The organism is Termitidicoccus mucosus, from assembly GCF_038725785.1.
GTDB classification, from domain to species: domain Bacteria; phylum Verrucomicrobiota; class Verrucomicrobiia; order Opitutales; family Opitutaceae; genus Termitidicoccus; species Termitidicoccus mucosus.
This window is the reverse complement of the sequence record NZ_CP109796.1, coordinates 7,193,240-7,207,604: the sequence shown is the minus strand read 5'-3', so window position 1 is coordinate 7,207,604 and position 14,365 is coordinate 7,193,240. Positions and strand designations below refer to the sequence as shown.

Genomic DNA, 14,365 nt, shown 5'->3' with positions numbered 1-14,365 from the left:
GAAAAGGCGGTTTGCGAGTTTGCGCTACGGCGTCGCGCCGGGCGTAATGTGATTGAGCCATTCGAGCGTGACCGGACCGAGGAGGCCGGCGGGGACGAGCGGGGAATCGGCGTTGTAGTGTTTCCATACGGAGAAACTGTGGCGCTTGCGCCCGCCGCGTTTCGCCGGGTCGTAGAGCCAGTCGGGGAGTTTTTGGATGCGCCCGTCGGTGAATTTGTTTTTGCCGCCGGTGTCCTGATACGAGAGGCCGTCGTCAATCGCCTCGTCGCCGATGAGCCGGTTTATCCAGCGGTTGGCGACGTGGATTTCGAGCGTGTTTTCGCCGGGCTGGAGGAGCGCGGTGATGTCGGCGCGGAAGGGCGGTTTCCAGAGGATGCCGGCGTCGCGGCCGTTGACATAAACGCGGGCGATGTCGGCGACCGCGCCGAGGTCGAGGAAGGCGCGCTGGTGCGGCGTCGGCACGGCGACGGGAGCGACAGCGACGCTGGGAGCGACGGTGGTGACGGGAGCGCGGACATTCCTGTCCGCGATGTCTCGGGAATCGCGGGCAGGTTCCGAGCGAAGCGACATGCCTGCCATGCCCGCGCTCCTTTGGGAGGAGTCGGCGGTGACGACGAAGGTCGTTTTATACACGGCGGTGCCGGAATAATATTTCACGCCGATATCGGGGTGCTCGGGCCAGGAGACGAGTTTTTCGAAAACCAATTCTCTCGACGGCGCGCCGCGTCCGTCGGGGAACGTCACGCGCCAGGGCGCGGCGAGGGTTTGAGCGGGCGGAAGCGAAGCCGATTCGCCGGTGGCGGCGCGGGTGCCGTCGGAATAACGCACCGCCTCGACGGGCTCGCGGGAGAGCAGACCGGCGACGGTCTGCGTGACGCTGACGGCGGCAGGTTCGACCGCGGTCGCCCAGCGCGAGGGAAGCGGCTTGCGGAAGACAACGAACACGGAGCCCCACGGCTCGAAGGCGACGGGCAGCGCGATGCCATTTTCGGTTTGGCGGAAAAGCGTCGCACCGGCGCGCGCGCCGGTGGCTGCGTCCCAAAGTTCGGGCACGCGGTCGCGCTGGCGAAATTCCAGTTCAAGGCTCGCCGGGGCGGCGGATTGGCTCGATATGAAATAGATTTCCGCGTCCGGCGTGGCGCGGTGGAGAAACTCGACGGCGGCGTTTTCCGGCGACCACGCGACATCGCGGGCGAGCTTGAGCGCGGCGAGGATTTGCGCGGGCTTGCGCCCGGCGAAGACGGTGCCGGTGCCGAGTTTTTTCGAGGTGTTTTTCTTTCCGTCGAGGCCGCCCCAGATTTCAGCGACGAGGCGGTCGAACTCGGCTTTGTTTTTCAGGTCGTCCAATCCCGCCGGGGCCGACGGCGGTTCGCCCGCGAGCACCGCACCGTCGGCGACGAGTTTGCGAAGCTGGCGCAGGGTCGGGAGCGTGGTGACCCAGGTTTTTGCGATGGTTTTGCCGGGCGTGAGCAGGAGTCGGAAATCACCGGCGAGGGGATGAGAAACGACACCGCCGCGCACGGTCATCTGGTGCAAGTCCGCCGGATAGCACACCTCGTAATCGTGGCCGGGCGCGAGGGTGCTCGCGGACGCGGGCAGACCGTAGCCGAGATCCTCGTCCACGAGCAGGCAGATGTCGGCGGCGATGCGGCCCTGCTGGAGCAAAAACTGGCTGCGCGCGAGGTAGGCGATCCACGCATCGGCGTAGGGCCACCAGGTGTTGAGGCGGCCGAAATGCACGCCGTAGCGGCCGAGCGCGAAGCCGGGCGCGGCGTCGGTGACGGGCTGGTGCGTCCAGCTATGGAAGGCGAAGCGGTTGAGCCCGAGCGCGAAGGCCTGGTCGCCCACGCGCTTGAGCGAGGCGGGGGTGTTTTGGAATTTGCCAAACTCGGGCGTGGAGGTAAACGCCTCCGCCGCCACGACGCGGCGCCCGAGAAAACTCGCGGACGAGACGCTTTGCTTGATGCGCGAGGCGCGGCCGGAAAGCTCGGGGGTCCAGAATTCGTTCATCGGCACATCCACGTGGCGGTTGGCCGACATGGGATTGAGCGGGCCGCCCTGTGACTCGGAATAAAGCTTGATGCCGTGGCGCGCGGCGAGGCGGTGCATGGTGCCGAAATAGTTTTCCGCGAGCATTTCCTCGATGACGTGACGGAAGTCCCAGAGCACGGCTTCGCTCGCAGCCTCGGACTCGATGATGCGGCCCGTGAGCAGCGGCAGCCAGGGGAGGAAGTCGTAGCCTTTCTGTTTCGCAAATGCTTCGGGTAGCTTTGCCGTCCAGTTTTGAAAACCGCCTTCGAAGCTGTCGAAGAGCAGTCCGGTGAAGGTTTTTCCGGCGAGCGGCCCGGCCTTGCGGATGAGCGGCAGGACGGCGCGCTCGAACTGGAACGCGACCGCGTCCGCGTCCAGTTTGTCGATTTCAAGTCCGTGGCCCTCGGGCACGGCGGGATGGTTGGTTTTCCCGGTGGAGACAAAACCGAAGCGCAGCAATGTCCACTCGCCGGGCGGGAGCGTGGCGGCGAGTTTTCCGGCGGCGTCCATGTGCGCGGTGAGGTCGATGACGCGGGCCGCGGGGATGCCGGGGCGGTCGGCGACGGGGCGCGTGACGGGTTTCGATGCCCAGGCGATTTTCCGGTCGAGCGGGGCGGCGAGGCGCTCGCCGGTGACAGGCACGGCGAACACGGCGATGTCCTGATAAAAGCCGTTCTTGGCCTTGGCGACGGTGCGCGCCGCGTAGAATGGCTTGGTGTCCGGACGGGGGAGCGCGAGCGAGATTTCGCCGCCGGCGGTGTCGGTCTCCGTCCACACCACGCGTTTCATGGACAGCGCCTCCGTCACCCACGGGCCGCCGCTGGCGGACCAGCCGGGAGTATTCATGAGGTGAAACTCAAGCCCGAGCGCATCCGCCTTCCTGATGGCGTGCGTGACGTGGTCGAACCAGTTTTCGGTGCCGTAACGCACCGGGCCGGGCGGCATGTAGATTTCCACGTCGAACATCTGTACGCCGCCCATGCCGGCGCGTTTCATCGCCTCCAGGTCGGCGTCGATGCCTTCCTTGGTGACGTTGCCGTTGGCCCAATGCCACCAGCCGAGCGGACGCGCCGACAGCGGCGGCGAGGCAAAGCCGGATTCAAGATCGGCGGAGGCGGAGAAAAGGGCGGAAAGACTGAAGGGCTGAAGGGCCGAAATAAGGAAAGCGGACAGGATGCGGAGGGCGGCAGGAAGGAGGCGCGTGATGATGGGGCTGGTTTTCATGGGAAGCAGGGAAGGACTGGCCGGAAAACGCGGCGGCGACTGGGAGCGCCGTGGGCCGGGTGGATCACCCGTGGACGGCGCTCCGCGCCGTCGATGCCGGCAGGATGCCGGCGCTCCCAGTCGCTGCCGCGTCCGCGCCGCCCCTTTTGGAATTTTGGGATTTGGAGATTTGGAATTTTTTTCCAAGGAGGTCTATTGCAGGCGGATTCTGAGTTCGGGCGAAGTTTTCGGGCCTTTCGGCGTGACGGCTTCGATGGTGCAGCGGAAATCCTTGGCCGCATCGGAAACGGGGACGGTAAATTCAAACGGGAATTCGCTGCATTCCAGTTGCGCGGTTTTCCCGTCGTCCGACTGATAGCGGAGCACCGCCTTGCCCACGGCGGGCGGCGCGGCCTCCAGCCAGACGTGGACGGTGGTGAGCCCGCGGCCGAAACGCAGCGCGGTCGCGGTCGCCGGGCCGAAGGGCGTCTTCGCGGTCACGGTCGCGCCGGCGGGGAGCGGCGGGGAGCGCGGATCGAGCATCGCGTCCTGGATTTCGGTGCGCGCCGCGACGTCGTCGATGACGACGCAGGTCAGGCCCTTCGGCGCAACCTCGATGGCGGCGCGACCGTCGGTGACGGTGAGCATCTCGGGGGCGACGGCGGCACTGGGAGCGCGGACATTCCTGTCCGCGATGTCGCGAGAAGCGCAAGAATCGCGGGCAGGAATGCCCGCGCTCCTTTGGGCGGCGAAGTCGTGACCGGTGTGTGCAAGGTCGGGAAAATGCCAGACGCGGGCACGGTGCGCACCGGCGACGGCGGCGCGGTCGGGGTTCACGGCAATGGCGGCGGAGACGGGACGCGCACTCTGGTTGGAAAAGGCGAGGTAGAGTTTCCCGTTGCCGCGCGCGGAGAGGTAGTTGAGTTGTATCGAATCCACCGATACAAGTCCCTTCGGCATCCAGAGGAAAACACCGTCGTCGCCGAGAAACTTTCCGGGGCGGTTGCCGTAGGTTTTGTTGCGGAAGTAGGCGCCCGAGTAGGTGTACTCGGAGGGGAAATCGATCTGGCCGGCGGAACGCGCGTAGGTGTCGGCGACGATATAATCGACGAGAAACGCCGCCATGGGCAGCGGATGGTTGTAGTGCGCGGAGGTGAATTTTTTGATCTCCTCAAAGGTGCGCAGCGGGAAATCCGGTTTCTGGTGGAGCGTGGTGTAGCCGTTGCGGTAGGCGTAGCTCGGGTAGTTGGCGTAGCGCCCGACGACGGCGTTGCGGGCGATGTCGGTGAAAAAGGGCTCGCGGGCATCGAAGCCGAGGCGCGTCATGTAGCCGGCGAAGTAGGCGGACATGAAGATGCCGCGGTGGCTGTGCGAAGTGGCGGCGCATTCGGCGGCGAGGCCGTTGGCGGAGACCACCCACGCGGGCACGGTCTCCTCGGGGACGGGCTGGCCGTTGTAGATGCCGCCGGGATTTGCGACGAAATCGGTATCGGGCACGGGCGCGAGGTAGGCAAAGGCGGTGATTTCGCGCATCGCGGCGGCGGCGGCGCGGAGATAGCGGGGGTCGCCGGTCGCGCCGTAGAGTTCGTAGAGGTGGTCGTAGGAAGGCGCGATGTCGGGCCAGAACGAACTGGGGGCGCCGCGGAAGCTTTCCACGGGCCGGTCGATGCGCGCGGCGATGTAGCGGTCGGCGGCCTCGCGCGCGGCGTCGAGAAAGGCCTTGTCACCGGTGAGCCGGTAGGCGGCGAGGTGATTGAGGAGCGCGCGATTGCTTGCGGCCCATGACGACGCGGCGGCCGCGGCGGGCTTTTTCCCTGCCAGGCCGGGTGTGATTTTTTCGCGGATGGGCATGGCGCGCCCGCCGGTGAGGCGCCACGCGGCGACGAGGTCCACGGGATAGCGGAACGCTGTGCCCATGATTTTCGGGTCGGTGAGCTTCGCCTGGTTGGTTTTGCGCGAGAGCATGTATTCGACCGTGGGGATGGCGCGGCGCCGGAGCATCTCGGCGCGGTCGAGCACGAGCGCGAGCGAGAGGGCATCGGCGGCGGATTGCTGGCGCCCGGCGTCGGGGCCGGCGTCGTTCTGGTAGCCCCATGTCTTGTATTTTGGATACCAGTAGCAAAAGCGGTCGTTGAGGACGAAGTCGGCGAGATTTTCCAGCGTGGTGTTGAGCGAGCAGAGGACATTTTCGCGCACGTCGCGGAAACCATAAAGCGAGGTGGCGAGGTGACGGTAGTTTTCAAACCACGCGCCGCGCCGCGCGACGAGGCGCAGCATGAACGCGCGGGACGCGCCGGGCTCGACACTCGAACCGGCTCCGCCGAGCACGGGCGCGAAAAGCATGGGCTGGGCGAGACCGGCGGCATTGCGCACGAGAATGCCGAAGCGCGAGTCGGCGGCGGTGGGCATGCGGAAGGGCAGTTCGCGCGCGTCCGCGCCGACCGCGATGGTGTCGCCCCCGAGCCCGGTCATCGCAAAACCGATGGGGCATTGGTATTCGAGCGTGAGATAGGAGCGATTGGGGAAACGTTTTTCCTGCCAGACGAGCGGCTGCCAAATCCAATCGGCCTTGCCGAGGCCGGTGGCGGGCGCGCCGGCATAGCCGACGGAAACCTGCCCGGGCGCGGTCGCATCGAGGCGAAACGCGAGCGCGGGCTCGGTGCCGTCGGCGGGCGCGGTCACCGTGGCGGAAAGCGTGTAGCCGGGCTGCGCGGGAAACGCCCAGCGAAGCGCGCCGCCCTCGCGCGTGACACGGCTGGCGCGAAGGCGCGCGCGGGGTTTGGCGGCGGCGAGAAAATCGGTTTCCTTCTCCCATGCGACGACGCGGTAGCTCGTGTTCCCGACGGGACCGTCGTCGAGATATTTGCCGCCGTAGCGGTCCAGCTTGGCCTCCCGTCCGCGCGGTTGAAAAACGACGATGAACTCGGGGGCAAACTCGGCGCGCGCGCCGGTGCTCTTCTGCGTGACGACCAGCGTGCCGTCGGCCTGCGAGTCGAGCGCATAGGCGGCGTTTTCGAGGCGGGCGGGCTCGCCGATGCGTTCGCCGGGGCGCGGCCCGGCGGTGGTTTCGGCGGCGGCGCTGGCAGGAGCGCGGACATTCTTGTCCGCGCTCCCTTGGACGCCGGCGGCGGCGGGCTGCGCCCACTCGAGCGCTATCTGCCCTTGGGCATCGGTGCCGGGAAACTCGACGACGAATTCGTAGGGCCGGCCCGCGAGAAGCTCGGCGGAGCCGGTAGAGCGGGAGTTGATGCCGGTGTCGGAGGCGGGACGGCTGATGACGGGCACGCCGTCGATTTTCAGGACGGCGGCGCCAGTGGCGCGCAGCGAAAGCGGAAAAACGCCGGAGCGTTTCGGCGTGATGGTCGCGCTCCAGCGCACCGAGCCGCGCCGGCCCGCCGGGATGCTGGCGGCGATGGCGGAGGTGTCGGAAGCGATGCGCGCCTCGAAACGCGTCATTACGGGCTCGCCCGCGAAATCCGGCGCGGCGAAATAAAACACGTCAAACGCGCTGTCGCCATCGCGCGTCGTGACATCGCCGAGCGGGCCGGAGGCCACGGGAGAAAACGACTGCGCGGAGGCCGAAAGCACTGCCGCGCAGAAAAGCATCGCGAAGGAAAGCGGGAAGCGGAGGAGGCGCATATCGAAACGGGGACCGGGGATCGTGGACGGACGGAGCTGCGCGCGGTTTGCCTGCATGAGACAGAAAAACGCGCACCCAAGACAAGCCGTCAGCCAAAACCGCGTTTCGCGCGTCCGCAACCGCCGCGTGCGTCAACAGTTGACCCGATCCGCGAACCGACAACGGATCGTAGCGCCAACGTGCGGGCAAACAGCATTATTTCTGACAATCTCATAACAATGGATGCCACCGAATTTATAAGGGAAACCAGCACTCATGCAGCCAGTTAGATCGCTGGCGGAAAAGCGGGAAGAACACCCGGCCAGGCGGCGGCAACCTGCGCATGCGCGCACAATGCATCGCGTCATCCGCAGTTAGAAAAGACTCGACATGCAAATATCAAAAATATGTAATATCATCGTTCAGGCGTTTCTATGACAGACAGCAAACCTCAAGCCCTAAAACACATGAAAAAACCCAAGTTGACAGCTCTCTTAATCACAATGCTGCTGGCCGCAGGCACCGTTGTCCAAGCTCAGGTCGCACCGCCCTCGCCCGCGAGCGCCGCTGGCAAGAGTTATGGCGACGGCTCCTATGTGCTGCCAAAAACATCGGCTCCGAACCTCTATCTCGAAGGCGGACTTGTTTACACTCGTTATGACGCAGGCGATGCAGGCACGGAAAATTTCTATGGTGTGAACGCCGCTTTCGGCTGGCGCATCAACAAAAATAATAAAATCCAGGTCGAGCTGGGCGTCCTCGCCAGCAGTGGGGATGAATATTCCGAATATGTGCCAGACGTGGGGCAGGCGCGGATAAGCTTTGACTATGCCACTGTGCCGCTGCTCGCCTCCTACAGTTATTGCATCCCCCTCGATGCGAACGGCCGGTGGGACTTGCGCATCACACCCACGGTTGGGCTTTACACAATGAAGATGGAATCGGAAGCCAAGGCGGGAGGGGTCAAAATTTCAAGTGATGACACCGACTCGGCCATCGCCTACGGCGTGGGGATCGGAACCAGCTACCATATCAACAACAGATTCTATCTGGACTTCGGCTATCGGTTCATGCGGGTGGGATCCCTTACATGCAAGCTTTGGGGAGAGAGCTTGGAACTGGATGATGCCAACACCCATTCCATCACGGCCTCCTTCGGCTGGAAATTCTAAATACCGGACACTGTTCTTCGTATATATGAGCCCCGGAAATCTCCGGGGCTTTTTATAGTGTTTTCCTTTAACATTGGCCCGGTAGCGCCGGTTCTCCGGCGGGGACGCCTCGCCCTGCCATTTGGGCCAATGGTGAGAGGAAATGCCATTTATGTTATATGCAACACCAACGCCTCATTATACCAATGCCCGAATCCCCCGGGCCCTCTTGCGGAGGCGCCGGCCGAGCAGCCAGCCTCTCACGCAACGGAAGGTCTCGACGTTGCGGTTCTTGAACGGCTTGATGGCGGACGAAGCTGGTTTTGTTTTCAGCGGCCAGGTTGCCGGGGCAAACTGGCAACCTAATCGCGCTTGATCTGCCCCCCGGTTTTCCGGAGGGAGGGATGCCTGCGGCACGGGGCCGACTGCTTGCGCTACGCATGGCCGCCTGACATCAGGCAATTATTCCGTCTTCGGCGGTTCCTCCGGCGCGGGCTCGGCGGCGGGAGAAGACTCGGGAGCGGGCTCCGTTCCGGCGGCGGGGACGTCCGATTCTGGCGCGGGTTCAGCCGGAGCTGCGGCCTCGGCGGACGGCGCGTCCGGCTCCGCGGGCACAGGTCCGGCTTCGCTGGCGGCCTCGGTTGCGGCGGGCGCGGAGCTTTCTTCCGAAACGGGAGCATCCGGGAAGTTTTCCGGATCATGCTCCTCCTTCTCGACTTCCTGCTTCCGGGCCTCGGTCATGGGCGGCGGGGCGAAGAGGCGTCCGTCGATAAACTCGGTCACATACCCTTCCGAAACCAGCCAGTGGAGGTCGCCGGTCAGCGTGTGCAGGCGGGACTTGTCCTCGGCGGAAAGCTCGGTCGCGGCAGCATTGCCCGTGAACGGAGCGACGGAACCGCTCGGGCGCGGAAGCGCGGCGGAAGCATCCGCGGCCGCCGGCGTGGAAGATTCGGCTGTCTCCGCGGCTGGTTGCGCCTCGTCGCCGGTTTGCCCGGGCGCGGCGGCTTCGGCCTCCGGCTGCGCGGGAGGCTGCGGCTCGTTCGCGGGAGGAACGGTTTCCCCGGACGCGGTTTCAGCGTCCGCGGGCGCGGTCTCAGCGGCGGGCGCGGGTTGTTCCGGCGCGGGCGCGGCGGGCTGCGCCGGTTGCGCGGGCGGATGGATGCCGAGGAATTTCACCGGAAGCTCGCTGGCCTTGACCATCGGGTTGGCCTCGATGAAGGCGATGAGCGCGCCGATGCTGTCTGAGAAGGTCTGGCCGGGGACGCGGAATTTGCGTTTCACGGCGCACACATACGAGATGCCTTTCGAGCCTTTCTTGAAGATGGTGAATCCCTCGCGGCGGAGGCGTCCGCGCAGCGCGTTGGCGGTGTCGAGCGGGAAGCGGCGCTGGCGTTCGAGCGCGCCCTCGATGGCGCGGCGGATCTCACCCTGCGGCAGCACGTCGAGCAGCTTGCCGTGGAAGCGCGCGGTCTCGACGAGCTTCACGACTTTGTCGCGGGCGTTGGAGAGCAGGTAGGCGCGGGCGTCGTCGAGCGAGTCGAAGGAGAGCGGCTCGGCGCCCTCGGCGGGCGGCGTGAATTTCCACGTGTAGCGCGTGGTCTTCTTCATTTTTTCGAGCCACTGGTTCACGACGTCGGGGTCGCGAAGGGTCTCGATGCGGTTGCGAAACACCTCGAAGGGCATGCGCGCCACGCGGGTGGCGTGGTGCTGCTGCACGATCTGGTTGTAGCGGTGGTAATTCGGCGGCCCGAGCAATTCGCCGGTGAGGCCGCATTTGTTGATGACAAGGAAGTTTCCTTTCGGCGCCTCGACCTCGACCTCGGCGCTGTCGAAGAATTTGTCGAGGTGGTGCGCGAGCACGTGCGCGATGACGGCGTCCTCGTTTTCGAAGGGCAGTCCGTCGGGGATCGAGATGGCGAGCGGCGGGGTCTTGGCGGGCGCGGATTGCGGCGCGTCGGCCTCGGGCGCGTCGGCGGCATTCTCACTCCCTTCCGGCGCTTTTTTCTGCGCCGGCGCAGGCCGCCCGGGTTGCGGCCCGCCGGGCTGCTTGCGCTGGATGGTGGCGACAAAACGGTCGGTCTTGCCGACGATCACGCGGGCGATCTCGAAGAGTTCGTAGGTGCGGCACGAACTGCGGATGGCCTTGGCGAGGGCGGAAAATCCGCTGTCCTCGGGATAGAAGATGACGTTGAAATACGGGCTGATATAGGCGCCGCGGTGCTCGGGTTGCGCGTCGCGCCGCCCGTGGAATCCGCCGCGGAAACCGCCGCGTTCGCCCTGGCCGTAAGCACGCTCGCCCCCCTGCCCTTCGCGGCGCTGGCCGCCGTGGAAATCGCGACGCTGGCCGGCCGCTCCCTGGCCTTGGCCGCGGCTTTCGCCGCCCGCGCGGAAATCGCGGCGCGGCCCGCGCTCGGAGCGGCGCTGCTGGCCGCCGCCCTCGCCCGCCGTGTCGGACGGCGGCTGGTCATGCGCCGGGCCGCCGGCGGGTTTGCGGAAGCTGCGCCGGTCGCGCCGGTGCTCGCCGCCCTCGCGGTGCTCGGCGCCGTCGTCGCGGCGGCCCCGGCCCTCGCGACGCTGGTCGCGCGCGGCGTCCTTGTCTTGTGTCCATTGCGTCCCGAAGCTGAAGCCTTGGAGCTGGCTCAGGTCTAGTTTATTAAAATCCTTGGAGGGATTCTCTTTGGATGCGGTGTCGTCCATTGTGTGGAGTGGTCGAAGTGAGGCGGAGCCCGATGAGGTAACTGCTGCAAAAACGATGCCGGATAAAAACGATAGGAATAGTCGAGTGTTGTCAGACGTTTGCCGCTTGCAAGTGCGATTTAGAGGGGAAATCGCCCTCTCGGGAAGTCATGGGGATTTTACGGAGACGGGCATTTCGGCGGGAAACGCGGGGGCGGTCCCGGACGCGGCGGTTTCCGGCGCGAGGCCTATCCGGCGGCGCCTGCGAGCACCTCGCGGAGCCGGGCGCAGACGGCGGCGTTGCCGGCGATGTAGCGGATGCGCGGCATGCGCAGGTCGAACCGGCGCATCGGAAACTGCTCGCCGTTGAGGAATTGCACGCTGCCCCCGCCCGCGAGACAAAGCGCCACGGCCGCGGCGATGTCCCAGATTTTCACGTTGTGGTCCACCGTGCCGGCGAGCAGGCCGATGGCGGTGTAGGCGAGATGCAGCGTGCTGCTGCCGAGCGCGCGGATCTTGAAATTCTCCACGATGGCGCGCGCCTCCGCGCCATGCGCCTTGTCGTAGGGGCTGTGAAATCCGACGAGGCTCTGCGGCGTGGGCGCGTCGGGACTCACGCCCGCGGCGGCGTTGCCGTCGAACAACCCGCGCCCCGGGCCGCCGTGAATCATGACGGAGCGGCTCATGTCGTAAACGATGCCGTAGGCCGGCGCGCCGTTTTCCAGCAACGCCAGCGAGATGGCGCAGTTCGCCACCCCGAGCGCGTAGTTGTTGGTGCCGTCGATCGGGTCGAGCACCCACGCGAATCGCGCGCGCAGCGGGATGGGCGCGGGATCGCCGGCCAGTTCCTCGCTGAAAAACTCGTCGTCGGGAAACTGCGCGCGCAACGCCTTCGTGATGTTTTCCGAGATGGCGATGTCCACCGGCGTGACGCGCGTGCCGTCGGATTTCCAGTTGCTTTGCGCGCGGCCGAACTCGCGGTGAAACAAATCGGTCTGCGCGCCGACCGCGTCGATGCCCGCGCGGATGCGCGCGGCGATGTCGGAATTGTCAGGAAACGCTGTCATAAGCGCGCCAATGAGCACCACGAAGCCGCGCGAACGCAAGCGGCAAGCGAGGCCGGGCCGGCCTTTCCTTCTTTATCGTTCTCGTTCTCTTGCTCGTTCTCTTCTCCTGTTTTTCGGAGCGTTTCGGAATCCAGACGAGAGAACGAGAACGCGCAAGAGGACGAGAACGATTTCCTGATGCGCGCCCTACTTGAGCAACTTTTTGTTGGGCCGGATCAACAGCACGAGCGTCGCCGAGGTGAGACACAAGCCGGCAAACACGCTGAAGATCAGGTTCAACGGCACGCTGTGGTCGCGCATGAACCCGAAGCCCCAGTCCGCGAAACCGCCGCAGGTCGTTCCCACCATGTTCAACACGCCGTAGCCGGTGGCGCGCAGCTCCGGGCGCACGATCTGGCAGAGGATGGGCATGTTGTTGCAGTCAAAGAAACCCCAGCCGATGCCGAACAAGGCCAGGAACGCCACCGCGACCAGCAGCGAGCCGGCGTTGCCCACGCCGAAAAGCGCCGGGATGATGCAGCACATCCCGAGCGCGCTGATATAAATGCGCCCCCGATCCGTGCGCCGCATCCAGCGGTCCGCCAGCGAGCCGCCCACCACCGCGCCGATGAGCGAGGCGATGTTGACGTAGATCGTCGCCGACACCCCCGCCTTGCCCTGGCCGATGCCGAATTGGTCCTGCAAGATCGCGGGCATCCAGTCCTTGACCACCCAGCCGGCGAGCCCGGGCAGCGTGAAATACAGCACCATCATGATGAAATATTTGTTGGTCAGCAACTCGGCGATGGCGCGCGGCGCCGACGGACGCTCCGGCATGGGCGCGTCGGGATTTTTCGGGGCGTTTCTCAGGAAGACAAACAACGGAATCGCATAGGCCACGCCGAGGAGGCCCGCCGCGTCGAACGCCCAGCGCCAGCCGAGGCTCGGCGAATCGGCCACATAGCCGCTGAAACCGCCGATCATGATACCGACATAAATCGCCATCTGGTGAATGCCCACCGCGCGCGACCGCGTCGGCCCCGTGTGGAAGTCCGCGATCAACGCCAGCCCCGCCGGGATGTAACACGCCTCGCTCACGCCCATGATGGCGCGGCTCCATATGAGCTGCTCGAACGTCTGCGCATGCCCCGTCGCCCACGTGATCGCCGACCACACGAACAGGCTCAGCACGATGACGTGCTTTTTGCTGAAACGGTCCGCAATGTAGCCGCCCAGCGGGCTGAGAAACGCGTAGGTCCACTTGAACGCCGCCGGCAGCAGCCCCCATTTCGCCTCCGAGTCGAGCCCGATGACGTCGCCCATGAGCGAATACTTCATCGCCGCCATCATCTGGCGGTCCATGTAATTCAACAGCGCCACGGGCGCCAGCAAAGCCAGCACCACCCAGGCGTAACGCGCGACGGAAGGGGGATTGGGATTCATGATGTGAAAAACTCAAAACCAAGAAAACGTCTTTGTATCCAGGGAATGGGGTTAAGACGGAGAGCCGGATTGACTCGAAGGCGAGGAGGGAGACGGCCCCGTCCGCAAATGACAAGAGCCACATTGTGGTACTTTTACCAAACCATGAAAACGGACGCGGGACGCGGCCTTTTCCCCGTGAGATACCTCCTCCGAAGCACTTTTAGGCTTTGGCAATTCCTGTTTTTTTTGGAGCAACGGCCTCCGTGCCGCCCTTTCCTCCATGAAGCGGACGGCACGGAGGCCGTCCTTCCAAAAAGAGGCTCCTCGCTATTTTCGATGGCTGGTTTGCTTATTTAACCGCAGAGAACGCAAAAAACCCATGGAAAAGCAGGATTGTTTCCTGCGCTCTTTGCGTTCTTTGCGGTTAATTTTTTGTTGCTTTCAGTCATCGAAAATAGCGACGAATCCAAAAAGATAGTCTCGTTCGGAAAGGCTATGACTCGCCCTCGGACGGCGCCCGCAGTCCCGTCCGGGACCGGCCAAAGGCGGAACTTCGCGCCCGCCTCAACCGGCGTTCGCCTGCGCATCCGCCGGACGCAGATGCGCGAGCAGCGCATCGAACGCCGCCGCCGCCACGCGCCGCTGCACCGCCACGCGCTCCAAGGCCGGGCAATCCACGCACGCGCTGGCGAAAACGAATCCGCCCCCGGCCGCGCGGTGCGCAAGCGCCCACCACGCGAACGGCTGCGGCACGTTCCACTCCACGGACGGCTCCGCGTAGCCGGTCGTCGCCAGCGCGAGATCGCAGCCAAACAAGTCACACGCCCCGCGCGCCATCGTCCGCGCCACCTCCTCCGACACGCAATTCACCGGCTCCGCGATGTCCCGCCGCACGCCGAGATGCCGGATTTTTTGTTCGAGGGAATAAGTCGTGATGCCACCCAGGAAGAAACGGGACGCGCCGGAAATGCTTCCGATGCGCGCCTGCAAATGTCCGCAAGTGATGCTTTCCGCCACCGCGATGCGCAGATCGGGGGTGCGTTGCATGAGGTCTCTGAGTTCGCTCATCGTTGGAGGTTGCCCACCGAGTCCTGACAGATTCCGGCGGCCGCGCGATACTCAAATCGTTTTTCCCGCTTATATAGGGAAGGAGAACCGGCAATGAAAACGTTGACGGCATGCTTCGTGAATGGGACATGCTGGACCCCCGCCGC

Annotated in this window: 7 protein-coding genes; 1 reads left to right on the top strand and 6 read right to left on the bottom strand. The window is 65.1% G+C overall.

Features of this window, described 5'->3' with window-relative positions; genetic code table 11:
* Positions 1-24: 24 nt before the first annotated feature.
* Positions 25-3,255: a glycosyl hydrolase gene (locus OH491_RS25315; RefSeq protein WP_068768462.1), complete on the bottom strand. Its 3,231-nt coding sequence runs from the start codon at positions 3,253-3,255 to the stop codon at positions 25-27.
* Between the two features lie 192 nt (positions 3,256-3,447).
* Positions 3,448-6,930, bottom strand: coding sequence for a PA14 domain-containing protein (locus OH491_RS25310; RefSeq protein WP_068768463.1), 3,483 nt, complete (start codon positions 6,928-6,930; stop codon positions 3,448-3,450).
* A 357-nt stretch (positions 6,931-7,287) separates the two neighbouring features.
* Here OH491_RS25310 and OH491_RS25305 point away from each other — a divergent pair, with 357 nt between their 5' ends.
* The gene (locus tag OH491_RS25305; protein WP_084441780.1) at positions 7,288-8,025 is read left to right on the top strand and encodes an outer membrane beta-barrel protein; all 738 of its coding nucleotides are present in this window, start codon (positions 7,288-7,290) and stop codon (positions 8,023-8,025) included.
* A 441-nt stretch (positions 8,026-8,466) separates the two neighbouring features.
* Here OH491_RS25305 and OH491_RS25300 read toward each other — a convergent pair whose 3' ends face one another.
* The 4 genes from OH491_RS25300 to OH491_RS25285 form a co-directional block, all read right to left on the bottom strand.
* Positions 8,467-10,701, bottom strand: a complete 2,235-nt coding sequence (locus OH491_RS25300; protein ID WP_068768465.1) for a hypothetical protein — start codon at positions 10,699-10,701, stop codon at positions 8,467-8,469.
* Between the two features lie 227 nt (positions 10,702-10,928).
* Positions 10,929-11,747, bottom strand: a complete 819-nt coding sequence (locus tag OH491_RS25295; RefSeq protein WP_068769733.1) for an inositol monophosphatase family protein — start codon at positions 11,745-11,747, stop codon at positions 10,929-10,931.
* Positions 11,748-11,933: 186 nt separating this feature from the next.
* Complete coding sequence (locus OH491_RS25290; protein ID WP_068768466.1) at positions 11,934-13,169, bottom strand: MFS transporter; 1,236 nt, start codon at positions 13,167-13,169, stop codon at positions 11,934-11,936.
* A 546-nt stretch (positions 13,170-13,715) separates the two neighbouring features.
* Positions 13,716-14,219, bottom strand: coding sequence for a CinA family protein (locus OH491_RS25285; RefSeq protein WP_068768467.1), 504 nt, complete (start codon positions 14,217-14,219; stop codon positions 13,716-13,718).
* Positions 14,220-14,365 lie beyond the last annotated feature (146 nt).